20 protein-coding genes, 1 tRNA gene and 1 riboswitch are annotated in these 24,813 nt (G+C 63.2%); of the genes, 12 read left to right on the forward strand and 9 right to left on the reverse strand.

The window, feature by feature from the left end:
- Nucleotides 1-56: 56 nt before the first annotated feature.
- Nucleotides 57-1,346, forward strand: a complete 1,290-nt coding sequence (locus B0E55_RS28590) for an alpha/beta hydrolase (protein WP_021333504.1) — start codon at nt 57-59, stop codon at nt 1,344-1,346.
- On the opposite strand, the gene B0E55_RS28595 is transcribed toward B0E55_RS28590, so the two are convergent.
- Complete coding sequence (locus B0E55_RS28595; RefSeq protein WP_080910950.1) at nt 1,308-3,575, reverse strand: DUF2254 family protein; 2,268 nt, start codon at nt 3,573-3,575, stop codon at nt 1,308-1,310. The two genes, B0E55_RS28590 and B0E55_RS28595, sit on opposite strands and share 39 nt — an antisense overlap.
- A 4-nt stretch (nt 3,576-3,579) precedes the next feature.
- Complete coding sequence (locus B0E55_RS28600) at nt 3,580-5,715, reverse strand: bifunctional lysylphosphatidylglycerol flippase/synthetase MprF (protein ID WP_029538163.1); 2,136 nt, start codon at nt 5,713-5,715, stop codon at nt 3,580-3,582.
- A 139-nt stretch (nt 5,716-5,854) separates the two neighbouring features.
- Here B0E55_RS28600 and B0E55_RS28605 point away from each other — a divergent pair, with 139 nt between their 5' ends.
- From B0E55_RS28605 to gcvP, 11 genes are all read left to right on the forward strand, one after another.
- Nucleotides 5,855-6,469, forward strand: coding sequence for an NUDIX hydrolase (locus tag B0E55_RS28605; protein WP_020969692.1), 615 nt, complete (start codon nt 5,855-5,857; stop codon nt 6,467-6,469).
- Between the two features lie 109 nt (nt 6,470-6,578).
- Nucleotides 6,579-7,178 (forward strand): CDP-alcohol phosphatidyltransferase family protein, encoded by a 600-nt coding sequence (locus B0E55_RS28610; protein WP_198538464.1) that lies wholly within the window; start codon nt 6,579-6,581, stop codon nt 7,176-7,178.
- Nucleotides 7,175-8,041 carry a DUF881 domain-containing protein gene (locus tag B0E55_RS28615; RefSeq protein WP_019748559.1) on the forward strand — a complete coding sequence of 289 codons (867 nt, stop codon included), beginning with the start codon at nt 7,175-7,177 and terminating at the stop codon, nt 8,039-8,041. Before B0E55_RS28610 ends, B0E55_RS28615 begins: the two co-directional genes overlap by 4 nt.
- Before the next feature lie 13 nt (nt 8,042-8,054).
- Entirely contained in the window at nt 8,055-8,405 is a 351-nt protein-coding gene (locus B0E55_RS28620) for a small basic family protein (RefSeq protein WP_003946178.1), read from the forward strand.
- A 3-nt stretch (nt 8,406-8,408) separates the two neighbouring features.
- Nucleotides 8,409-9,188 carry a DUF881 domain-containing protein gene (locus B0E55_RS28625; protein WP_021344355.1) on the forward strand — a complete coding sequence of 260 codons (780 nt, stop codon included), beginning with the start codon at nt 8,409-8,411 and terminating at the stop codon, nt 9,186-9,188.
- A 44-nt stretch (nt 9,189-9,232) separates the two neighbouring features.
- Entirely contained in the window at nt 9,233-9,637 is a 405-nt protein-coding gene (gcvH, locus tag B0E55_RS28630; protein ID WP_019748557.1) for a glycine cleavage system protein GcvH, read from the forward strand.
- 211 nt (nt 9,638-9,848) lie between these two features.
- Nucleotides 9,849-10,343, forward strand: a complete 495-nt coding sequence (gene garA / locus B0E55_RS28635) for a glycogen accumulation regulator GarA (protein WP_003946166.1) — start codon at nt 9,849-9,851, stop codon at nt 10,341-10,343.
- Nucleotides 10,343-11,080: a transcriptional regulator FtsR gene (ftsR, locus tag B0E55_RS28640; RefSeq protein ID WP_003946161.1), complete on the forward strand. Its 738-nt coding sequence runs from the start codon at nt 10,343-10,345 to the stop codon at nt 11,078-11,080. The genes garA and ftsR overlap by 1 nt, the downstream gene beginning before the upstream one ends.
- Nucleotides 11,081-11,173: 93 nt before the next feature.
- Entirely contained in the window at nt 11,174-11,647 is a 474-nt protein-coding gene (locus B0E55_RS28645; RefSeq protein WP_003946194.1) for a bifunctional nuclease family protein, read from the forward strand.
- Between the two features lie 335 nt (nt 11,648-11,982).
- Nucleotides 11,983-12,537, forward strand: a complete 555-nt coding sequence (locus B0E55_RS28650) for a MerR family transcriptional regulator (protein ID WP_021344354.1) — start codon at nt 11,983-11,985, stop codon at nt 12,535-12,537.
- 220 nt (nt 12,538-12,757) lie between these two features.
- Nucleotides 12,758-12,887, forward strand: a riboswitch (glycine riboswitch).
- A gap of 53 nt (nt 12,888-12,940) precedes the next feature.
- Entirely contained in the window at nt 12,941-15,799 is a 2,859-nt protein-coding gene (gcvP, locus tag B0E55_RS28655; protein WP_080910952.1) for an aminomethyl-transferring glycine dehydrogenase, read from the forward strand.
- A 22-nt stretch (nt 15,800-15,821) separates the two neighbouring features.
- Here the strand turns inward: gcvP and B0E55_RS28660 are convergent, their stop codons facing one another.
- The 7 genes from B0E55_RS28660 to B0E55_RS28690 all read right to left on the reverse strand — a co-directional run bounded on the left by B0E55_RS28660 (nt 15,822) and on the right by B0E55_RS28690 (nt 24,779).
- Nucleotides 15,822-16,970: a metallophosphoesterase gene (locus B0E55_RS28660; RefSeq protein ID WP_080910953.1), complete on the reverse strand. Its 1,149-nt coding sequence runs from the start codon at nt 16,968-16,970 to the stop codon at nt 15,822-15,824.
- Entirely contained in the window at nt 16,970-18,664 is a 1,695-nt protein-coding gene (locus B0E55_RS28665; RefSeq protein WP_080910954.1) for a VWA domain-containing protein, read from the reverse strand. Before B0E55_RS28665 ends, B0E55_RS28660 begins: the two co-directional genes overlap by 1 nt.
- Before the next feature lie 159 nt (nt 18,665-18,823).
- Nucleotides 18,824-21,007, reverse strand: a complete 2,184-nt coding sequence (locus B0E55_RS28670) for a malate synthase G (protein ID WP_019748551.1) — start codon at nt 21,005-21,007, stop codon at nt 18,824-18,826.
- A gap of 152 nt (nt 21,008-21,159) precedes the next feature.
- Nucleotides 21,160-22,410, reverse strand: coding sequence for a saccharopine dehydrogenase family protein (locus B0E55_RS28675; RefSeq protein ID WP_021333498.1), 1,251 nt, complete (start codon nt 22,408-22,410; stop codon nt 21,160-21,162).
- Between the two features lie 44 nt (nt 22,411-22,454).
- Nucleotides 22,455-22,886, reverse strand: a complete 432-nt coding sequence (locus B0E55_RS28680) for a universal stress protein (protein ID WP_020723653.1) — start codon at nt 22,884-22,886, stop codon at nt 22,455-22,457.
- Between the two features lie 157 nt (nt 22,887-23,043).
- Nucleotides 23,044-24,585: an SDR family NAD(P)-dependent oxidoreductase gene (locus B0E55_RS28685; protein WP_080910955.1), complete on the reverse strand. Its 1,542-nt coding sequence runs from the start codon at nt 24,583-24,585 to the stop codon at nt 23,044-23,046.
- Between the two features lie 108 nt (nt 24,586-24,693).
- Nucleotides 24,694-24,779 (reverse strand) — tRNA-Leu (locus B0E55_RS28690).
- Between the last annotated feature and the right edge of the window lie 34 nt (nt 24,780-24,813).

Consider the following 24,813-nt stretch of genomic DNA (forward strand, 5'->3'; position numbering starts at 1 on the left):
CTCCGAAATGTCCTGTTCTTGGATATTGTCTAAACAGGGCTGCGACGGGAGACGACGTGCACACGATCACGGATCTGTCGCTGGTCACGGGCCCGGTTCCGCCCGTGGTGACGGTGCTCGGAATTCTGGCACTTCTTTGGCTGATCTTCTCGAGATCGAGGCGTCACGTGCTGATCTCGATTCCGGTCTGCATCGTCGCGGCAATCGCGATCACTCTCGTGCTGTACTGGCTGATCGAGAAGGTGTGGCACCCGTTCCCCGATCCGATTGCCCGTCCGGTCTACGTGTGGATCGGGTTGGGCATTCTCGGCGTGCTGCTGGGTGTTTCGCGGGTATTTGCGGCGACGCGGATCGACGGTCGCGTGCTCACCGTGGTCTCCGTGCTCCTGGTGGTCGTGTCGAGCGCGGCTCACGTGAATCTGCAGTTCCAGTCGTATCCGACGTTGGGAACAGCGCTGGGACTCTCGGACGCGGAGAAGGTTTCACTCGCCGACCTGGACGACGGCAAGGACGGGGCGGTACCGGTTTCGCAATGGAAGGCTCCCGCGGACATGCCGTCGGCGGGCAAGGTCAGCACGGTCACGATTGCGGGGACGGTCTCCGGATTCAGCGCCCGCGACGCCGAGATCTACCTACCGCCCGCGTATTTCACCAACCCACGACCGGAGTTGCCCGTGTTGGTCCTGCTTGCCGGCCAACCAGGCGCGCCCGAGGACTGGCTACAGGGCGGACGTCTCGTCCAGACCATGGACACCTACGCCGCTGCGCATTCGGGCTTGGCTCCCGTTGTCGTCGTTGCTGACGGGACCGGGTCGGAACTGGCGAATCCGCTCTGTGTCGATTCCCAACTCGGGAACGTCGCAACGTACCTTTCGCGCGATGTTCCCGACTGGGTGCGCGGGAACCTCCAGGTGGATCCCGACCCGAGGAAGTGGGCGATCGGGGGACTTTCCTACGGCGGTACCTGCGCGTTCCAGATGGCAACGAACTTCCCCGCGGTGTATCCGACGTTCCTGGATCTTTCCGGTCAGATCGAACCCACCCTCGGTGATCGGAAGCAGACGGTCGATGCAGCGTTCGGCGGTAACGAAGCCGCGTTCGTGGCAGTGAATCCGCAGGATCTGCTCCGGGAGAAGAAGTTCCCCGACAGCGCCGGAGTGTTCGTGGTCGGCAAGCAGGACAACGACTACCGCCCAGGTCTTCAAACGCTCTACGAAGCCGCAAAAGCCGCAGGGATGGACGTCCAGTACGCCGAGGTCGACGGAGGACACAGCTTCCAGGTGTGGTCGGCTGGATTGGCGAGTCAATTAGGTTGGCTGGGAACGCGACTCGGTCTGCCCGGATGAACGATCGTCTGGAAGTTCCGAAGACCCGATGATCAGCGGGTGAATTCTTCCGGTCGCCCCGGCTTCGGAGCCCAATCCCTGCGGATCTGCCACACTCGCGAGCCGAAGGTCGAGTGCGCCGGTCCATTCTCGGGTCAATTGCGCATCGAGTGCGTCGACGCGCTCGAGTAGCGGAGGGTGCTGGTCCGGCGGGCAGGCTTCGAGCAAGGTCGCGAATACCGCGCGTAGACGACGCTGGACCTGCGCGGAATTGGTACTGAAGTGCCGGATCTCGTCGGTGGCGACGGACACGTAATCGGTCCAGGTGCGTTGCTGCCCTCGGATCAGCGTGAGATCCGAGGTTGACGTGTCGAAGCGGACCCGCGGGGCGAGAAGTACCAGAAGATCTTCGATGTGGTCGAGAGCCTGCACGGCTCGGCCCGGGTCGTTGATGGCGGGTGACAGTGCCTTGAGCGCGATGTCCACGATCGACTGAAGCGCTGCACCGGGGCTGACGACCGGGCTGTGCGTGTCACCGAAGATCAAGCACGACATCAAGGTGTCCGGACGTACCTTCAGCGACGGTCCGCGTACCTCGAAGAGGGGCGCGTTCTGGGCGACGAACTCGCCGATGCTGGGGACGACCTCGACCGAGACGTCCCAGCGGCTCGCCAACCGCTGCAGTCGTGCGAGATCGATCGCCAGCAGAATCCGGCCGTCGGGTGAGAGGTGGCGCAGGCGAATCACCAGTGCGTCGGCGCTCTCGGAGGTTTCGGACTCGCGCGGTTGGGGGAGTGGGAGCGGCTGACTGGGTTTCGGTGCGCCGGAAGGTAAGTCCTCGTACAGCGGATAGGCACGAATCGTCGCGCTGCGACCCTGGGCCGCTATCCAACGCAGCAACCGACTGGAATTGAGAATCGACCCGACCTTCGCCACCAACGCGATGAACAGGATCGCACTGGCCAATGCCAGAAGCAGTGCGATCGCCGTGGAGATGGTCGGTGAGGAATTCTCCGAATCGAGCGCCAGATCGAGCGCAATGATCAAGGAGAAGACGAACGTGGCCAGAAACATGCCGATCGACCACCGCATGACTCGCTGTTGCGCAAGCATCGGGACCACCCGCACCGAAATCTGCGATGCGCCGAACTGCATTGCGAGGGTGATGGCGGTGAACACCAGACCGGTGAGAGTGATCATCCCGCCGGCGATGACGCTGAGCAGCGTTGCGGTGGCCCCGGCGTCCACGCCCTCGGAAATGGTACCGACGTCGCCGTCGCTCACCAGGTCTCCGTCGATTCCGACGAGGATGTTCGCGGTGACGACGGACAGCACGACGAGGATCACGGGGAGGCGCCAGACCGGGACTGTTCGTAATCGTCGGCGAGTTCGGCGCCAGCGAATTCTGTCCGAAAGCCGCCCTGATAATCCGACTTTCGTCGTAGGCGTCGTGGTGTCGACGACTGGGAGCGGTGGTGGGGTCGGGGGAGTGGAACCGAAACTTCCCGACACCGTTTCCTGAACGTAGATCTTCGCGTGGATCATCGGCTCGCGATACCGCTGCTCACGGGCGACCGCCCGGCTCATCTTGGCGGGCTTGTCGCGGTAACGCGAACGCGCCCACGGCGCACCCGGGCGACTCAACCGAATTGCTCCGACCAACAGAAGCGGGGTGAAGAACAGTCCGATCAAGCCGGTCCAGAGTTTGCCCTTCATCAACGTGATCACGGCGAGTCCGAGTTGGATCACGATCGCGACGACAACGCCGATCAACGTCGCCAGGCTACGGTCCTGCTCATACGGGTCGAACTCTCCCGCGAACCCGATCGGGTGGACTCCGAGAAGGAAAAGGAACGATATCGCGATGGCAACGAAAACCGCGTCGATGGACGAGCGACCCTCCTCGGCCCAGTAGACATCGCGCAGATGTAGCACGAGTGCGTACTCGTCGAGGACCAGCGCGCTGCCGATACCGAACACCGACGCGAGAACACAGTTGGCGATCGGGGTGTGATAGTCGGCCAGAGCGATGAAGGCAAAGCCGGACACGAGCATCATCATCAAACCGAAAACCATGTGGTGGATGTGCATTCCACCGGGCGTGACATTTCCTGGCCACCACGAGACCTCAGCTCGGATCATTCGAACGCTGAACCGAATGAACAGGAACGTCAGGACAAAGGCGAGCAGAAGGAAGAACAGTGGGAGTCTGCCGGTGTCGACGACCGTGTGCTCGAACCAGGACCGCACGGCGTCAGCTCTTGCTGGTGGCGAGCTTGATCAGCTGAGGAGCTGTCGCGTCCGGAAGGTAAGCACGCGTGAGCGCGATTCCGATTCGAGGCAGGTCGGCCTCGTCGCGGAAACACAGGAAAACGGGTTCGTATCTCGGCTTGAACTTCTTCTTGAATGCGTGAAGAGACCGGAAGCCGTAGAGCGGTTCCATCGCGGCTCCTAGCATGTCGAGGAGGCGGTCCATCGATGCGGCGTCGGCGCCGTCGTCGCTGCGGGCCAGTGGCGCGCCGGACAGTGAGACGAATTGGGCACCTTGTTCTTTGAATTCGAGGGCCGACGATGCGATGAGGAACTCGACCACCGGCCGGAAGCCGTCCGGGCGTCGACGCATGACGTCGAGCGTCCAACCCCGGACCACGCCGCCTTCGCCGTACACCGGCAACCACGAGGTGACGCCGTGAATACTTCCCGTCGGGTCGACGGCCAAGCCGACCCGGACGTCGCGATCGAGCGCCTCCTCGACGCTGCCGAGGGTGAACCCCATCTCGGGTAGTCCCTTGTCGCCCACCCATTCCTCGGATATAGCGCGCACCTGAGCCAACACGGAGAACGGCTCGTCTGCCAGTGTTGTCATCCGGAAGGTGATGTCGTCCTTCTTGGCCTTGTTGAGTGCCGAACGGATGTCCTGCCAGGACTTTCCGGTGAACTGCAATTCCGGCAGGTCGACGATCGTGTCCTCGGCGACCTGAACGGTGCGCCACCCCCGCCGTGTGGCGGCATCGGCTGTTTCCTTTCCTACGGAGAACAAGCAGGGAGTGAGGCCGTTGGCTTCGGACATCGTCGTGAACTCGTCGACCGCCGCGGCAAGTCGCTCGGGGCTCGCTATCGGATCGGCCAGCACCACGACGACACCGACATGCCGTTGGAATGCAACGACGCTCTCTCCCGACTCACCGAAGTAGTAACTGTTGCCGTCCCACGTCGTCATCCACGACATGGTTCCGCCGCCGTGCTGTTTGAGCAGTTCCCGAGCAGTGGCGCGAGGATCGTTCCCGGACAGCGGTCCGCCTCGAATCTTGCGCCGCATCGGCACGTGAAAAGCGTGACGGCCCTTGATCAGCAAGATGAGTTCGAGAAGCCAGAGCAGCGCGGTACCGACCGTGACGGCTCCGGCGCTTTCGTAGTCGAAGAAGATGACCGAACCGAGGACGAGGGCGGTGGCCAAGACCGTCAGAGAGCCGAACACCACGGCAACCCACCAGGCCCAGCGGCGACCTCGTCGCAACTGATCCGCGATCAGTGCAACGATGATCACGTCGACTAACGCGGTCCAGCCCGAACCGGTTTCGGCTTCCGTCGGCCCGAAGGGTCCACTGCCGGGGAACAACCACACGGCGATCTCGACCACTCCGATCAGGAGCAGGCCGATGAATCCGAGCAGACGGATCTCGCGTCGGGTTCGGGGGATGAAGCCGCGCTCTCCGTCACCGAAGAACTTTTCGCCGACCGGGAGGAAGATCGCGACCGCGATGAGGTGCTGTACGTCGGCGAGGCGACCTTCGAAGAGAAAGGCGATCGCGATGTACGCGCACAGGATGGCGCGCACTCGCATTCGCCAGGGCGAGCGCAGAGTTGCGGTGGTCGCGGCGAGTGCGGCGATGATTGCGGTGGTGACGCCGACGTCGCGGTGGGTGGCGAGGTTGCGAGCCCAATCCCAATCGGTGTGGCTGCCCGCCCAGAGGAGGAGCGATGCACCCAGTTCGCCCGCCAACTGACCGCTGATCGTGACGATGGCCGCGTTCTTGGTTCCCAGGCGCCACTCGCACCAGCCGACCGCAAAGGCAAAAACGACGATGATCGAAACATACTGACCCGGCGTCAATCCGAAGAACCAACCCGTGACGAGAGTCCACCACTTACCTTCCTGCAAGGCAGGGACTCCGTAGGCGATGTCGTCGAACCACGAGTAGGTACGGACGTGATTCCACAAGGCGCCGGTCGCGATCCCGACGACGGTGATGGTGAGCACGACGATCGAGGTGAACGGCACGCGCCGCAGGACGCTCAGCGCGTCGGAGGCAAAGCGAGAGGCCCGATTCGGCGCGCCTGGCGCGCTCTGGTCGGTCTGCGGGGTGGGGGTCTGGGACTGCTCAGCCATCGAGGTTCTCTTCTCGCCATGCCGCACGGTGGATTCTGCCTGTTCAGCATGACAGGAATACAGACCGATAATCAGGCGAAGCGGTCAAAATGGACGAGACTGGCTGGGGGTCTCAGTCTCGTGGCGCTACTGTCGAGCCATGGTGAACGGAGATTTACTGAATCGGGACCACCTGGTCGCCTCACTTGCCGCTTTCGAACCTCGGTCGGTCGAATTGGACGGAAGGCGCTCGGCGTCGGTGGTCATCGTGGTCATGCGGACTGCGGACGGAACACCCGTGTTCCCGGTGACGAAGCGGCCGAGCAAGATGCGCGCTCACCCCGGTCAGTTCGCGTTGCCAGGCGGAAGCGTCGACCCGGGTGAGTCTTCCGAACAAGCAGCGGTTCGGGAGCTGTCCGAAGAGTTGGGCGTCGACGTCCCTGAGTCGAACATCATCGGCCGGCTCGACGACTACGTCACCCGTTCGGGGTTTGTGATCCGACCGTTCGTCGTCTGGTCCGGTGAGGACATCGGTGGACTGGTACCCAATCCCGACGAGGTGGCCCAGGTGTATGCCGTGACGTCGGAGGAACTCGACGTGGACTCGCGATTCGTCACCATCGAGGAATCACCGAACCCGGTTATCCAATGGCCTTTCCGAACGAGCCTGATCCATGCGCCGACCGGAGCCGTCATCTATCAGTTCCGCGAAGTGCTGAACGGACGGAATACGCGCATCGACAACCTCGAGCAGCCGGTGTTCGCCTGGCGATAAGGTCAGCTCGACACGCTCGGGACAGTTCGGGCTACGGCGCCTCGGCGAATAGTCCGTCGTGCTGTGGAAAGCTGGCCGCACGGCAATCGAAAGACGCGAGGTGTGTGCAGTGAACTCTGGCGAACAAGAACTGGTCCCCACGGATCGGATTCTCACTGTTCCCAACGTGCTCAGTATCGTGCGTCTACTCGCTCTGCCGCTGTTCGCCTACCTGCTGCTCGTCACGCACTCGGACGGCTGGGCATTGGCGCTGCTGATGCTCAGCGGGTTCACCGACTGGCTCGACGGCAAGTTGGCCAGGGTGCTCGGGCAGACCTCGCGTCTGGGAGCGCTTCTCGACCCGTTGGTCGACCGCCTGTACGTCGTGACGACACTGGTCACCTTCGTTGCCCGCGATTTCATTCCCTGGTGGGTCGCGGCGATTTTGATCGGCCGTGATCTTCTACTCGCGTTGACGTTGCCGATCTACCGCCGGCGTGGACTGCCGCCGCCCGAGGTCATCTACCTCGGCAAGGCCGCGATCTTCCTGCTGATGTTCGCTCTGCCCTTGATTCTTGCCGGACACGGAGACTGGGCCATCGGACCGTTCACCCATGCCTTCGGTTTCGCTTTCCTGATCTGGGGAACCGTCCTGTACGTGTGGACTGCCGCGATCTACGTGCTCAAGGCCGTTGACGTTGCGCGAACGCACGAGGTCGTGCGCCGATGAAGTCGACCGGGGAGGACGTCCGTCGTAACCCGGTACCGTCGCTGCTTCGGTCGCTCATGACCGAACATCTCGATCCGGGCTACGAAGCGACGGCATTCGAACGCCAACACGAGCACACGACGAACAGATCCTCGAAGACGGGGCCGTGGCTGGCCCTCGGTGCACTGTTGATCGGGTTCATCGTCACGGTCTCTGCAGTTCAGGCCACCAAGCAGGTGACCGGCACCGAGGAGGTTCGAAGCGAGTTGGTCGCCAAGGTCCGTGACGCGGAGGATCGAATCGATTCGCTGGCCGCGTCCCGCGATTCACTCGGCGGCGACGTCGACGCCGCCCGTGGCTTGGCGCTCGAAGGCGATGCCAGAGGCAGCGCGGTCCTCGATCAATTGCGAGCGGTCGAATCCGGCGCAGGAGCCGAAGCTGTTCACGGGGAGGGGCTGGTGGTGACGTTGACTGACCCGGCCGGGCGCCCGAACCTCTCGGATGCGTCCCAGCGCAGCGTCGGCGGTAAGACAGTTGTCCTCGATCGCGATCTGCAGACCGTCGTCAACGCCCTGTGGGCTGGCGGAGCGGAGGCAATCGCCGTCGGCGGCGTGCGAATCGGGCCGACGGTGACCATCCGTCAGGCCGGCGGCGCGATGCTCGTCGACAACCAACCTGTCTTCTCGCCGTACCGCGTCGAGGCGATCGGCGACACGCGCGCGCTGCAGCGAGAGTTCGTCGTGAGCGACGCCTACGTGAGAATGTCGAGCGTCTCGCAACTGTACGGAGTCGGTTTCGCAGTGGCCGAGGACGACTCGTTGACACTGCCGCCCGCGACGCCTCGTGCGGTCCGGGTGGCAACAGAACCCACAGAACCCAAGTGACAGAAGGAGTTCGATGAAGGCCGGTTCCGCCCTGTACGGACTCGCAGCACTGGTCGTCGGCATCGTCTTGGGCGTCGTTTTCAGCCCGCAGGTCCCCGACGTCATCCAGCCCTATCTTCCGATCGCTGTCGTTGCGGCACTCGACGCCGTCTTCGGCGGACTACGCGCGTATCTGGACGAGATCTTCGACGCAAAGGTGTTCGTGGTCTCCTTCGTCTTCAACGTGCTCGTCGCGTCGTTGATCGTCTGGCTCGGCGATCAGTTGGGTGTGGGTACTCAACTCTCGACGGCAATCGTCGTCGTGTTGGGTATCCGGATCTTCGGCAACGCAGCGGCATTGCGACGACGACTGTTCGGAGCGTGAGCCATGTCCGACCACGCCACGACTGACCCCGAAGAACCACCGGTGACGACTACGGGTGAAGGTCGTCACGAGTTGCGTTCGCCGTCGAAACATCGCACGAACGTCGTGTTCGCGATCCTCGCCGCCGTGCTCCTGGGTGTGCTCGGTGTCGCGATTGCCACACAGGTACGCAGCACCGTGGCCGGAGATTCACTCGACGCCGCGCGCCCTGCCGACCTCCTGGTGGTTCTCGACAACTTGAATCGGCGTGAAGCCGCGCTGAGGCAGGAAGTCGCGAATCTTCAGGAATCGCTTGCCACTTTGGAAGCCGGCGGCAACACGGGAGCAGCGCTCGACGAGGCGCGGGCGCGGCTGACCTCGCTTTCCATTCAGGTGGGGACCGCTCCTGCTACCGGACCGGGTGTGACGATGACCCTGACGGATCCAGCAGGGGGCGTCGGCTCCGAAGTGATTCTCGATCTCATCCAGGAACTACGCGCTGCCGGTGCCGAAGCCATCTCGATCGCAGGTGCGAACGGCGAACCCATTCGTATCGGCGTGAACTCGTGGGTGAGCGGGCGCGGCGGCGAGATCGAATTGGACGGTACCCGGATCGAGCAGCCGTACACTGTGACCGCGATCGGGGATCCACCGACGTTGGCAGCAGCGTTGAACATTCCCGGAGGCGTTTTCGACAACGTCGCACGCAACGGCGGAACTTCCTCAGTCGACCAATCGCAGCAGGTCACGATCTCCGTCTTGCGACAATTGAATCCGCGCCAATACGCTCAACCCGGAAATTGATCTTTTGCGTCCGACTTTCGGACGGCCTGTGAAAGGAAGCCACTGTGAGTGAGCTCGATACACCTACCGATCTGCGCTACACCGCGGAGCACGAGTGGGTGAAGCGGACCGGCCCGACCTCAGTTCGAGTCGGTATCACCGACTTTGCTCAGTCGCAGCTCGGTGACGTCGTGTTCGTCCAGCTTCCTGCTGTCGACGAAGACGTGACCGCCGGTGAATCGCTCGGTGAGGTCGAGTCGACCAAGAGCGTCTCCGACATCTTTGCTCCGTTCACTGCGAAAGTTCTTGCAGCCAACGGTGAATTGGACGGACAGCCTGACCTCGTCAACACCGATCCGTACAACACGGGTTGGTTGGTCGAGCTCGAGGTCGCCGACGAGGCCACACTCGACGCCGCACTCGCGGCAACGCTGGACGCGGAGGCATACAAGGGACTCACGTCCGAGTAGAAAACCTGCGCGTGGACCGGCCAACTCGTGTTGTGTCGCGGCCTGTCTCGCTGCACGCGGCGGTCTGCGCAGGGTACGGTCGTTAGGTACGCATGTGCCGAGTCGGGGCGCAGGGCCGTATCGAACGTGACTGTGAAAGATGCTCGTGAAGAAAGTGCACTGCGTAGTCCAGTGATTCATGATCTGGATGATTGACCCAGGAGGAGAAACAGTGAGCGAGAACGGTAACGACGCGGGCTATGGGGAGTCGCCGGCGGAGACCACTTCGGTTTTCCGTGCGGACTTCCTCAATGAGCTCGACAACACCTCCTCTGCAGCACCGGCCGCCGAGCAGCCGGTTTCGGGCGTGGAAGGCCTTCCCGCCGGAGCCGCCCTTCTGGTGGTCAAGCGGGGACCGAATGCAGGATCCCGCTTTTTGCTCGATCAGCCGACGACGTCGGCAGGTCGGCACCCGGACAGCGACATCTTCCTCGACGACGTGACCGTCAGCCGTCGTCACGCCGAGTTCCGTCAGGAAGATGCAGATTTCCACGTCGTCGACGTCGGAAGCCTCAACGGCACCTACGTCAACCGTGAGCCTGTCGATTCGGCAGTTCTCGCGAACGGTGACGAGGTTCAGATCGGCAAGTTCCGTCTGGTGTTCCTCACCGGCCCTCGCGCCGGCGGTTCGCAGGTCGGCGAGTCGTCAGCAGGTGCGGGTAGCTAATGACGGCAGTGCGGCAGCAGAGCCAGCCCGGAATGTCGATTGGTTCCGTGCTGGATCGGTTGCGTCCAGATTTTCCCGACGTGACGATTTCGAAGATCCGTTTCCTCGAGTCCGAGGGCTTGATCAGCCCACAACGGACACCGTCGGGATACCGCAGATTCTCTGTCGAGGACTGCGAGCGTCTTCGCTTCGTGCTGACCGCTCAACGCGATCAGTACCTGCCGCTCAAAGTGATCAAAGAACAACTCGAAGCGATCGACAGCGGCGCAGCGACGGTGAGTGCAGAAGTTCCTGCGCCTCGTCGTGCTCGCGTCCTGTCGATCGCTACGGGCGATGTCTCACCCGAGGCTTTCCGGGTCGATCGCGAAGTTCGAGTCGGTCGTCAGGACCTTCTCGCTCGCGCCGACATCGACGATCGGTTTCTGACCGATCTGATCCGTACCGGTTTGGTCGTTCCCGGCGCAGCGGGCTTCTTCGACGAGGACGCCGTGACGCTGGCGCGCACCGCGAAGGCGATGTCCGAGTACGGCTTGGAGGTTCGTCATCTGCGGGCGTTCAAGTTGGCTGCTGATCGTGAAGCGGGACTCGTGACCCAGATCGCCGGACCGGTTGCCAAGGGTCGTGACGCCGGAGCACGTGATCGTGCCGAGGAAATGGTCCGGGAACTGGCTGCGCTGTCGCTGACATTGCACACATGTCTGGTCAAGTCGGCGGTTCGGGGAAGTCTCGATCGCTGAGTTCCTCGATCAGCGGGGCACACTCGAATAGAATTTCAGTACGACCGCATCGGAGTCGGTCGGCTGGATCACGTCAGGTTGGAGGCAAGCTCGATGGGCGAAATGCGTGTGATCGGAGTTCGTGTCGAGCAGCCTCAGAATCAGCCGGTCCTGTTGCTGCGAGAGTCCGACGGCGATCGGTACCTGCCGATCTGGATCGGGCAAACCGAAGCTACCGCGATTGTTCTCGAACAACAGGGAGTCGAGCCGGCGCGACCGCTGACTCACGACCTGATCAAGATCTTGATCGAATCATTCGGTCGGAGCCTCAAGGAAGTGCGGATCGTGGACCTGCAAGAGGGCACCTTCTACGCGGATCTCGTCTTCGACGAGCAGACCACCGTCTCGGCACGTCCGTCGGACTCGATTGCATTGGCCCTGCGCATCGGCGTTCCGATCTTCGCGTCGGAGGCTGTTCTCGCCGAGGCCGGTCTGGTCATTCCCGACGAGCGTGAAGACGAGGTCGAGAAGTTCAAGGAATTCCTTGACACCATCTCGCCGGACGACTTCAAAGCCACTGACGGTTAGTCCTGTTTGTCCGTAATCAGGCTTTAGTCTTCAACTCTCAAGTAGAGGTTGAGTCTCGGTCGGCGTGTTGCGTTGACCGAGCACCCTCGTGGTCTTACCGTTGCGTGCGGTGGAGATCTTCTCGCCTTGTCGATCGAGGCGTACTCTGGGTAAGTCCACTCATGGAATTACCTGCCTTGGATTCACATCTGAAAGTTCGGTCGGCACGGGATTCTCGTGACTGCTGATAGCACAGGTTGGTTACATGATGGCGAAGCGAGAGGGAGACGGCAGTGGAAGAACAGTCGAATGAGCGCGGAACGGGCATAGCCGATAGTGCCGAGCCGACTGCAGAAATGTCTTCCGAAGAGCTGCAGCCAGGCCTGTTCCCGGACGATTCCATCCCCGACGACCTCGTCGGATATCGAGTACCCAGTGCGTGCCAGATCGCCGGGATCACGTACCGCCAACTCGACTACTGGGCACGGACGTCGTTGGTTGTTCCGTCAATCCGCGGCGCTGCCGGATCCGGTAGCCAACGTCTGTACTCCTTCAAGGACATCCTCGTTCTGAAGATCGTGAAGCGTCTGCTCGACACCGGCATCTCACTGCAGAACATTCGCGTTGCCGTCGATCACCTCCGTAAGCGCGGCGTCCGCGATCTTGCCAACATCACCCTGTTCTCCGACGGCACCACCGTGTACGAATGCACGTCTCCCGAAGAGGTCGTCGACCTCCTCCAGGGTGGTCAGGGCGTATTCGGCATCGCCGTCAGTGGAGCGATGCGTGAACTCACCGGAACGATCGCCGACTTCCCAGCCGAGCGGGCTGACGGCGGCGAAAGCGATCCCAACCCGGAAGACGAGTTGGCTTCGCGACGCAAGAATCGCGCCAGCCGCAAAACCGGATAACGCACGTCACATCTCTTTGGAGGATGCCACGGTGCAGGTAGGCGTTTCGGTCAACTAGACTGGGCCTGCGTCGCCGGCGTACGGGAGAGCCTCGGATACCGATTCACCGAACTTGTCTTTGTTTCAGTCTTTGTCTCAAAGGCCAGTCGTGAGCGGGATCAGGGCGCCGAAGGAGCAATACCTCCCCGTCAATCTCTCAGGCACCAAGGACCGTACGGGCTCCGACGCCTCTGGAAAGCGGTGGGACAACCCACCCGCCGACGGGGAAAGGCTGTGGCTTCCGTCTATCGGCGGATCACTACCGAATCTCTCAGGCGCTCGGGAATCGAGCATGCGACAGAGGGGGAGGAACGCACCGCAGTTCGGTGTGTGTCCTGATCCTCCGATCTGTCTGGGAGTTGTCGTGATCGACGCTGCAAGCCGTATATTTGCCGACCGCCATGTCGGTCCGAACGCCGCGGAAATCGCGCGCATCCTCGAACTCGTCGGTGTCGATTCACTCGACGAACTGGCAACCAAGGCCGTTCCCTCCGTCATCCTCGACGCTGCCCCGAACGGCATCGCGGCCGGACTCGACGCTCTGCCGCTTCCGGTTGGAGAGCACGAGGCACTTGCCGAACTGACTGCACTCGCAGCCCAGAACACTGTCGCGACGTCGATGATCGGCCTCGGCTACTTCGACACGTTGACGCCGCCGGTGTTGTTGCGCAACATCATCGAGAACCCGGCCTGGTACACCGCGTACACCCCGTATCAGCCGGAGATCAGCCAGGGCCGCCTCGAAGCCCTCCTCAACTTCCAGACCATGGTCGCCGATCTCTCCGGCATGGAACTGGCCAACTCGTCGATGCTCGACGAGGCCACCGCCGCTGCCGAAGCCATGACGCTCCTGCGCCGCGCGAACCGCAGCAAGTCCCCACGCTTTGTCGTCGACGCGGACCTGTATCCGCAGACCCTCGCCGTCATCGAGACACGCGCCGAGCCGCTCGGCATCGAGATCGTCTCCGCAGATCTCACTGCCGGACTGCCCGAGGGCGATTTCTTCGGTGTCATCGCCCAGATCCCGGGCGCTTCGGGACGCGTCGTGGACTACACCTCGATCATCGCGGAAGCTCACGAGCGCGGCGCGCTAGTTGCCGTCGGCGCCGACCTTCTTGCGATGACGCTCATCACCTCGCCGGGTGAACTCGGTGCGGACGCGTGCTTCGGCACCACCCAGCGCTTCGGTGTTCCCATGGGGTACGGCGGACCGCACGCCGGTTACCTGGCCGTGCACTCCAAGCACGCGCGTCAGCTGCCCGGCCGTTTGGTCGGCGTCTCCATCGACGCCGACGGAGACAAGGCATACCGCCTCGCGCTGCAGACACGTGAGCAGCACATTCGCCGTGAGAAGGCGACATCCAACATCTGTACCGCGCAGGTGCTCCTCGCGATCCTCGCTGCGATGTACGCGAGTTACCACGGCGCCGAGGGGCTCAAGGCGATTGCGTTGCGCGTCGCTGCCCGCGCACACGCGTTGGCAAACGGCCTGCGCGAGGGCGGCGTGACCGTAGTCCACGATTCGTTCTTCGACACCGTCCTGGCTCAGGTTCCGGGCAAGGCAGCCGACGTCGTCGCTGCGGCCAAGGAATCCGGGATCAACCTGCGTTTGGTCGATGCCGATCATGTCGGTATCTCCTGCGACGAGGCCACCACCGCCGACCACGTCCTTGCCGTGCTCGACGCGTTCGGTATCGAGGATGCTGTTGTCGCCATCGAAGCCGAGGGCAACTCGGTTCCGGCTGCTCAGGAGCGCACGTCCGACTACCTGCAGCACGAAGCCTTCACCCGTTACCGTACGGAAACGGCAATGCTTCGCTACCTGCGCGCGCTCTCCGACAAGGACATCGCCCTCGATCGCAGCATGATCCCGCTGGGCTCGTGCACCATGAAGCTCAATGCGACCGCCGAGATGGAATCCATCACCTGGCCGGCGTTCAACGCGATCCATCCGTTCGCGCCCACGTCGGATGCACCCGGTCTGCTGAAGATCATCAAGCATCTCGAAGACTGGCTGGTCGCGGTCACCGGCTATGACAACGTCAGCCTCCAGCCCAACGCCGGCAGCCAGGGGGAGTACGCAGGCCTGCTCGCAATCCGCAACTACCACCTCAGCCGGGGCGACGACCACCGCGACACCTGCCTCATCCCGTCGAGCGCTCACGGCACCAACGCGGCGTCTGCCGTCATGGCCGGGATGCGCGTCGAGGTTGTTGCGTGCCGCCCCAACGGTGACGTCGACGTGGACGATCTGCGCGCGAAGATCGCCGATCATGCCGAGCGTCTCGCCGCGATCATGATCACCTACCCGTCCACCCACGGTGTCTACGAGCACGAGATCTCCGACATCTGCGCAGCGGTACACGACGCCGGTGGCCAGGTGTACGTCGACGGCGCCAACCTCAATGCGCTTGTCGGCCTTGCTCGTCCGGGCCGATTCGGCGGCGACGTCAGCCACCTGAATCTGCACAAGACCTTCTGCATCCCGCACGGCGGCGGCGGACCCGGCGTCGGCCCGATCGGTGTGCGCTCGCACCTGACGCCGTTCTTGCCCGGACACCCGATGGCCCCCGAACTCGGTGGTAGAGGCACGATCTCGGCAGCACCGTACGGCAGTGCGTCCATCCTGCCCATCACCTGGACCTACATCCGGATGATGGGTGCTCAGGGCCTGCGCCGCGCCAGCCTGACTGCCATCGCGTCGGCCAACTACATCGCGCGTCGACTCGACGAGTACTTCCCGGTTCTCTACACCGGCGAGAACGGCATGGTCGCGCACGAGTGCATCCTCGACCTCCGTGGGTTGACCAAGGACACTGGCGTCACCGTCGACGACGTGGCAAAGCGTCTGGCCGACTACGGTTTCCATGCGCCGACCATGAGCTTCCCCGTGGTCGGCACACTGATGGTCGAGCCCACCGAGAGCGAAAACCTCGAAGAGATCGACGAGTTCTGCGAGGCGATGATCGCTATTCGCGGCGAAATCGATCGCGTCGGCGCCGGCGAGTGGACGGTGGAGGACAACCCGCTACGCGGTGCTCCCCACACTGCCGGAAGCATTGCAGCGCAGTGGGATCACCCGTACTCGCGTGAGATCGCCGTCTTCCCGCGAGGCAAGGCTCGCCCGAAGGTGTGGCCGTCCGTGCGTCGTATCGACGGTGCACATGGCGACCGCAACCTGGTCTGCTCGTGCCCGCCGATCGAAGCGTTCGCAGGCAACTAAGGCGTGTGCCCGCCGGAGATCATCACCTCTCGCGTACGAGTTCGAGAACGGTGATCTCCGGCGGTGCGCCGACGCGTACCGGCGGGCCCCAAGCCCCGGCGCCACGCGTCGTGTACAGCACTGTGTTTCCGACCTTGTCCAAGCCTTGCACCGAAGGCTGCTGCAGCGGAACGAGATACCTCAGCGGCCACATCTGACCGCCGTGAGTGTGCCCGGACAGCTGCAGATCGATACCCATCTCGGACGCCTCGATCGCCTGACGCGGTTCGTGCGCGAGAAGCAAGGCGAAAGTATTCGGATCGCGACTTGCGAGCGCGGCAGTAAGGTTCGGCTCGTACGGGGCCGGCGACGTGTAGTCGTGGATGCCCACGATGTCGATGGTGTCGCCGTCATGCTGGATCGAGGCGCGACTGTTGCGAAGTGTGGTGATCCCCAATGTTTCCCACACGTCGAGCCATTTGCCACCGTCGTCCGCGTAGAACTCGTGGTTTCCGCTGACTCCGAAGATTCCGTCCGGCGCCTGAAGATCGGCGAGCGGAGCAAGATCGGGAGCAACTTTTGCGACGGTGCCGTCCACGAGATCGCCGCCGATCGCGATCAGATCGACATTCTGCGCGTTGACGATTTCGACCACCTTGCGGGTGAAGTCGACCCCGCGGGCCGGTCCCACGTGCAGGTCGGTGATCAAGGCGATCCGGTATCCGTTGAAGCCCTCGGGCAGGCGAGCGAGCGGCACGCGGACGCGTGAAATCTTGGGGCCCGACGCCTCGTAGACGCCGTAGCCGGCGGTGCCGATCGCCGCGAGAGTGACTGCTGCTGTAGCCAACTGCAACGTACGACGCTTGGCCGGGTCGACTTCGGTCGTGGTATCCGTGCGGCGTGCACGTAGTCGACTGATCCCGGCAAACAGGCCGATCACGAGCAGTCCGGGAATCAGGTACAGCCACGAAGCCAGCCAGACCCATCCGAGAAATCCGATCGGTCGCGCCCAGGACGTCGGAAAGATTTCGCCGCTGCCGACCCCGATGAGCGTCGAGACCGCCAAGACGACAAGCGCAGTGTCGGCAAGACGAGCCCATCGCCTCGGGATGCCGGTGGCGCGAACGAGTCGGCGGTGCAGGAACCAGGTCAGAAGGGCGAGAAGGACTGCAAAAACCGCGACGCGCCCCATCAGGACAGCATCTTGGTCACTGTGGCCGCGAGAGCGGGGTCGGACGTCGAATCGACGCGAACCAAGGTTCCGCCGGTCCGATCCGAGACGTCTTGGAGTGTGGAGACGTCGTCGCCCGCACCGACGACGATCACGTCGACCTGTACCGGACGCGACGGATTGCCCGCAGCGGCGATCGCGCTGAGCAGTTCGGCTCGCGTCGTGGTGGATTCGTCAGGTGTACTCGAGGTGATCAGCAGCACCGAGTTGACTCGTCCCGCGTCGAAACCGTCAACCGCGGCTTTGTACGAACTGGCAAGCGCCGGATACTTGGAGGTCTTTCCGCCGGCTCGAAGCCCGTTGAGGAAATCGGTGATGGTGGCACGCCGATTCGGCTCGGACAGTGAACCGCCCGGAACCAGGATGCGCTCGGACGGTTTTCCGTCGGTGCCCGTGCTGAACTCGCGAAGGCCGATGTCCGAAGCGTCAGGGCTGCGACCCAATTGCGTGTTCACTGCCGCGGCAACGTTCGCCAAGCGGGTAGTGCCACCGTCGTCGGTACCCATCGACGCCGACGTGTCCATCAGGATGGTGGCACTACGCGGAGAGACCGGATTGGCGACGATGTCACCGAGCGCAGCTGCGGTTTCGGCCGAAGCCGGTTTCAACGTGGACGAGATCTTGGCCGGAGACACCGCACCGAGATCGGGAAGATCTTGACCCTCGACCCGGAAACCGGCGCCGACGAACAACTGTGACTGATTCGGCTCACGCATGAAATCGGCAAACTGCGCCGCTGCGCGCGAGGCGGTTTCGTCGATCCCGCTGCCCGAGACGATGACCGCCGGATAGTCCGCGACTGGCGTTGCGCCGGCGGGGGAGTACGTCGTCATCGCCGCGTTCGCGCTCTGCGCTATCGACTGTTCCGTGGCCGGAACGGCTTTCACCGAATCCGGTGTTCCGGCGCTCAGTGCTCCGAGGGCTTCGGCGGTGGACGTCGGGGGAGTCGGCAAGGATTGGAACTGCAATGCCCGCGCACTGAGCGCAGCGTTGACCTGCGCGGACTTCGCCTGATCCGTCGTGACCGGACCGGCACCCGCATCGGCGACGTCGGCAGCGATTGCCTGTGCGGCCATCGAGGTTTCGGTACTTCCGACCGGCAGGGCGACCGTCAGATCGGAAGGCAATGACTTCCAACTCGATGCTGCGCCGGCCAATGCTGCCGCGGTCTCGGGGCCGGTTGCCAGAACGATCGGGGAACTCGCGAGCGAGCGAGGATCACCGTTGATCACGGCCTTGCCCGCCAGCGGCGCGAGTTCGAACGAGCTCGTCGGGATCCACAGGGAGGGACGCGGTCCCAATGCTGCGTCGTCCCAGGATGCCGCCGGACCGGCTTCGAGTGCCGTCGAGACCGACGCGGACGGCGCACCGTGCACCACGACGGTGATGCAGTGATCGCGCACGACCGGAGAGGTCTGGGTGTACCGCTTGGCCAGTTCCTCGATCTGTGGGGCGATGGACGGATCCGCGGTGACGTCGAGTGTCTTGTTGCCTTCGACGCACGTACCTGCTGCCTGCTGGCCCTGATCGTCGATCCGGTTGCTGAGGGCCTTCCACCCGAAGAGGCCTGCAACGATCAAGACGATCAGCACGACGACGAGAATCGGCCCCTTGCTGATACCTCTGGCGCCTGACCCGCCGCGATGTTCGCCCACGTACCTTGCCCTACCTTGGTCACTCGAAGAATGTCTGCTGAACGGACTGTGTCCTCGGCCAGTCTAGTGACGAATCTTCGGGGCCTACGCGAACAGCCTCGACACCGGTAGCGGTGCCGAGGCTGTTCGGGTTCAGCTTCGAGTTCGAAGAAGGTGAAATCAGGCGTTGGCAGCCTTGTACTCGCGGCGGCGGCGATGCAGGATCGGCTCCGTGTATCCGCTGGGCTGCTTCGCGCCTTCGAGGATGAGTTCCTTGGCAGCCTGGAACGCGATGTTGGAATCGAAATCAGGTGCCATGTTGCGGTACTCGGCGTCGCCCTCGTTCTGACGGTCGACAACCGGGGCCATGCGCTCGAGTGCACTGACAACGTCGCTCTCGCTGACGATGCCGTGACGCAGCCAGTTGGCGAGCAGCTGGCTCGAGATGCGCAGGGTGGCGCGGTCCTCCATGAGCGCGACATCGTGGATGTCGGGAACCTTGGAGCAGCCGACACCCGCGTCGATCCAGCGGACGACGTAGCCGAGGATGGACTGGCAGTTGTTGTCGAGCTCTTCCTTCTTCTCCGCGTCCGTCCAGTCGGTGCTGGGAGCGAGCGGGATGGTCAGGATGTCGTCGACGCTCGCACGCGGCTTGCCCTTCAGGCTGTCCTGAACAGCGAACACGTCGACGCGGTGGTAGTGCGTCGCGTGCAGCGTTGCGCCGGTCGGCGAAGGAACCCACGCGGTGTTGGCGCCGGCCTTGGGGTGGCCGATCTTCTGCTCGAGCATGTCTGCCATCAGCTCGGTCATGGCCCACATGCCCTTGCCGATCTGCGCCTTGCCCTGCAGGCCGCAGGCCAGTCCGGTGTCGACGTTCCAGTCCTCGTACGCACCGATCCACTTCTGCTTCTTCATCTCGGCCTTGCGCACCATCGCGCCGGCTTCCATGGAGGTGTGGATCTCGTCGCCGGTGCGGTCGAGGAAGCCGGTGTTGATGAACACGACGCGGTCGACTGCTTCCTTGATGCAGGCAGCGAGGTTGACTGTCGTGCGACGCTCCTCGTCCATGATGCCGACCTTGAGCGTGTTCTCGGGAAGCCCGAGGACCTGCTCGACGCGGCCGAACAGTTCGGTGGTGAAGGCAACTTCCTCGGGACCGTGCTGCTTGGGCTTGACGATGTAGATCGAGCCGGTGCGGCTGTTGTCGAGCGGGCCGTTGGCGTCACTGATCGAGAGGCCGTGCACTGCACAGGTGCTGGTGATCAAAGCGTCGAGAATGCCCTCGGGGACCTCGTTGCCGTCGGCATCGAGGATCGCGGGGTTGGTCATGAGGTGACCGACGTTGCGGACGAACAGGAGCGAACGACCGTGCAGGCTGAGTTCGCTGCCGTCGACGGCGGTGTACTTACGGTCGCCGTTGAGCGTACGAGTGAAGGACTTGGCGCCCTTCTTGATCTCCTCGGACAGATCACCGCGATTGAGGCCCAACCAGTTCCGGTAACCGACAACCTTGTCGTCGGCGTCGACAGCGGCGACCGAGTCCTCGAAGTCCATGATCGTGGTGACGGCCGATTCGAGAACGACGTCCTTGACACCGGCGGCGTCGGTGCTGCCGATCGGGGAAGACGCATCGATCTGGATCTCGGCGTGCAATCCGTTGTTGAGCAGCAGGATGCTCGTCGGTGCGTCCTTCTCGCCGAGGTAGCCGACGAACTTCTCCGGCTGCGCGAGGGTGGTGACCGTACCGTCTGCCAACGTGATCTTCAGTTCACTGCCGTCGATCACGTACTTGGTCGAATCTGCATGCGACCCCGACGCGAGAGGTGCTGCCGCGTCGAGGAATTCACGCGCCCAGGCGATGACCTTGTCGCCTCGGACCTTGTTGTAGCCGGAACCCTTCTCGGCGCCGTTCTCCTCCGAGATGGCGTTGGTGCCGTACAGCGCGTCGTACAACGAACCCCAGCGGGCGTTGGACGCGTTGAGAGCGAAGCGCGCGTTGAGGATCGGCACGACCAACTGCGGGCCGGCCGTCGAGGTGATCTCTGTGTCGACGTTCGCGGTGGTGACCGAGAACTCGGCAGGCGTCGGCAAGAGGTAGCCGATCTCCTGCAGGAACGCCTTGTATGCGGCAGCGTCGATGGGAGCGCCGGCATGATCGCGATGCCACTGATCGATCTGAGCCTGCAGATCGTCACGCTTGGCAAGCAAATCGCGGTTCTTCGGTGCGAGCTCGGTGATGACCTTGTCGGCGCCGGCCCAGAACGTCTCGGCGTCTACACCGGTGCCGGGAAGAGCCTCCTCGACCACGAAGTCGTAGAGAACCTTGGCAACCTGAAGACTGCCGACCTGAACGCGCTCAGTCATGAATAGCCTCACTTTTCCGAAAGCGGAGCACCACATATGGATGCCATGAACCAACATCAATGTTACCTGGGAGTATTCCCACCGCTGTCCGCGCCCTGAGCTGCGATAATCGGGCGCGAAGAGCTGAAACGATCAAGTGAAATTCGTTCTGTCTAGAGTTTGCGCGCGGAAATCTCGAAACCAGCCGCGCGTAGACGCTCGACCAGGACGTCGCCGAGCGCTGTCGCTGGAGTCAGAACGCCGGTGGCCGGGGGGAGATCCTTGTGGTCCTTCGCCAATGACAACGCAGATTCGCCGAGCATTACCGCCGTCGCGCTGTATCCCGGGTCGCCCTTCGCCTTCACTCGTGAGGTGTATCGAGCGCCGGTCGTGGTCGTGGTGAACACATCGAGCGTGAAGTGCCCCTTCTTCTGGGTGCTCTCGCTCGGGCCCTCGCCGGGTGCAGGCAATACCTTGTCGAGAAGGAAACGCGTCGGAGGTAGAGCGAGTCCGGCGACCAGCGCGCCGAGGCCGACTGCGACACCGCCCGCGATTACCGGTGACACCACCGAGGAGCCGACGCTCATCACCTCGCTGTACTTGAACTTCTTGCCGTACGCCCACTCTCGGAGCGCATTGCTGCGACGGACGACTCGTGTGTTGTACGACGCCATCACGAACGGTGCCTTCCAACCCTTCAACGACGGATCGATCTTCTTGCCGTCGACCACGCTCACGTCGCTCTGTCGTCCGAGGTCGGGCTCCCGGTCACGATCGGGGCTCAATGAATACGGCGAGGCCGCGAGTTTCCGCAGGCGCGCATCGTCTTTCGACACGTCGATCTGATTGCGAAGCGAATCGATCGTGCCACCGCTCACGCCGCCGCGCAGCGCCGTGACCACCAGCGTTGTGTCGGTGAGCTCACCGGCGCCGTCGGCAGTGACCTTCTCGTGGAGGACGTGAACTCCGAGATCGGAAGGGATGGAATCGAATCCGCAGGAATGGACGATCTTTGCGCCGGTCGAGACCGCCAGTTCATGGTTGGCGTCGATGCTCTCGCGGTGGAACAGCACCTCACCGGTGAGGTCGACGTAATGAGTTCCGGCGGAGGCGCATTCGTGAACAAGGGTGTGACCGTACTTGGCGTACGGGCCGACCGTGGTGGCGACGACCCGAGTTCGCTGCGCGAGCGCCTTCAATGCGGTGGCGTCGTCGGCGTCGGCGATGATCAAGGGGAGATCGGCCGCGGCGGTACCCAGATCGGCGCGAGTGGCTGCCAACTTCTCGAGGGAGCGGCCACCGAGGCCGATTTTCGTGCCTTCGGGAGCATGTTTGACGAGGTAGTCGGCGAGTAGCTTTCCGACGAAGCCGCTCGCTCCGTAGACGATGATGTCGAGTTCTCGGGCGGGCGAGGTTCCAGTCATGGAGCCAGCCTACAAACGCGCACTCGAAAGTGATGTGACAGAGGTCACTCAGCAGGGAGGGGTTCCTTGACGACGAGGATCGGAGCCTCCACTTCGAGCAGGAGACGCTGCAGCGGGCGTTCGAGGAGGAACTTGCCGATGGGGGACATCCGGCGTGTTCCGACGATCAGGAGATCGACACCCGCGCCGTGGACCAGGTTCACGAGCGCGGTCACCGGATCGCCGTCGTGCTCGGTGGTGCGCAGATCCCACTTCGTCTCCGAGAATCCACCGGCGTCGAGCGCTGACTGAATCTCGCCGCGAAGAGCGGCTCGATCGTCCTCGGTGTCTCCGGTGTCGGCCGTGTCCCCGATGTTGACATCGTCCAGGACGTGCAGAACCAGCAGTTCCTCGCTTCGACCCACGGATTCCCGTGCGGCGGCCACGATTGCGGCGCGGCCTTCCGGGCTGTCCTTGTGTACGACGGCGATCGTCATGGTTCCTCCGAGTCGGTGAGCAGGTTCGCAGTCCATTATCGCCTGCAATGCTGTGCCCTACCTGAATTGAGCTACTCGACACGGGGGTTTGGCGGTGACGAGATCGCCACATCGGGGCGCCTAGGTGCTGCCTGTCACCACTACGGGGTGCCGCCCATCACCACGGCGAGGTTTTGTAATCCTTGAGGAAGCAGCCGTGCAGGTCGACGCCCAACTCGCCCTGAACGATGGGGTCGTAGACGCGGGCTGCACCGTCGACAAGGTCGAGCGGCGCGTGGAAACCTTCGTCGGCCAACCGCATCTTGGTGAAGTGCGGGCGTTCGTCGGTGATCCAGCCGGTGTCGACGGCGGTCATGAGGATGCCGTCGTCGAGCATTTCCTTGGAGCTGGTGCGGGTCAGCATGTTCAGTGCTGCCTTGGCCATGTTGGTGTGCGGGTGGCCAGGGCCCTTGTATGCGCGGCTGAACTGGCCTTCCATGGCGGAGACATTCACGACGTACTTGCGTCGCGCAGCTGCCGCGGCCATCGACGGGCGTAGGCGTGAAACGAGGATGAAGGGCGCTACCGAGTTGCAGAGCTGGACTTCGAGAAGCTCGATCGGATCGACCTCTTCGACGGTCTGGACCCAACTGTTGGTGTGCGCGAGGTCCGGCAGCAGCCCGCCGGCGTCGATGGCGATGCCTTGCTCGATGCGATCGGGTGAAGCCGACTTGGCGACGAGTGCGAGTGAACTGACCGCGTCGGCGGACAGATTTCCGGAGGTGATGCTTGCGACGTCCGACAGCGATCCGGCCAGAGCCGCGGGGTGGGCGTCGCTCGTCTTGCCGAAGGTCAGGACATCAGGGAGTTCACCGGCGGGCAGTGCTCCGGACTCGGCATCAACCAGAGCGCCGTAGGCACCGGGGGAGCGTCGGACGGTCTGCGCGGCGTTGTTGATGAGGATGTCGAGCGGACCTTGTGCGGCAACGGAATCCGCGAGTGCAACAACCTGGGCGGGGTCGCGGAGGTCGATGCCGACGATGCGCAGACGGTGAATCCAGTCGTTGCTGTCTTCCATCGCCTTGAATCGGCGGATCGCGTCGTTGGGGAATCGCGTCGTGATGGTCAGATGTGCGCCGTCACGCAGCAGGCGCAGCGCGATGTACATACCGATCTTCGCGCGGCCGCCGGTCAGAAGTGCGCGTCGGCCGGTGAGATCAGTGCTCGCATCACGTTTGCTGCGGCTGGTGGCAGCGCACTCGGGGCACAGTTGGTGGTAGAAGGCGTCGACTGCGGTGTAGCGCTGCTTGCAGATGTAGCACGGTCGCGCCTTGATGAGCGTGCCGGCGGAAGCGCCGGCGGTGTTCGACTTGATCGGAATGCCTGCGGTCTCGTCGTCGATGCGATCGGGTGAACCTGTGGCAGTCGCGGCGACTACTTGGCGGTCCGCTTCGTTGACGGCTGCGCGCGAGGCGAGGCGGCGCTTCTTCTTGAGTCGCTTGAACAGATGGCCGACAGCGCGCTGCATGGTGATCGAATCGGGATGCTCGTCGTCGAGTTCGGCGGCTTCGGAAAGGACCTTCAGGCAGATTTCGAGTTCTGCGGGGTCGAGGCCGGTGAGTTCGGCTCGAGCAGATTCTGAATCGGCTGTTTCCAGCGAATCTGCCTGCAGTGCATCCGACTTCTTGGTGTCTGTATCCACTTCGAACTTCTGTTCCATCTCGATCGCCGCTCGCGCGGACTGTTCCCTGGTGCGGGAACTTCGCCAATTACGAGAAAAGCTCCGGTTCGATGAACCGGAGCTTTTCCTGTCTGTCTCAACACAGAGTGTCCGAGGGGGGACTTGAACCCCCACGTCCGTTAATAGGACACTAGCACCTCAAGCTAGCGCGTCTGCCATTCCGCCACTCGGACTCGGCCCCGATTTCTCGGTGCTGGGAAAGAGTAT

The sequence above is a fragment of the Rhodococcus sp. 66b genome (genome assembly GCF_002076325.1).
GTDB lineage: Bacteria > Actinomycetota > Actinomycetes > Mycobacteriales > Mycobacteriaceae > Rhodococcus_F > Rhodococcus_F erythropolis.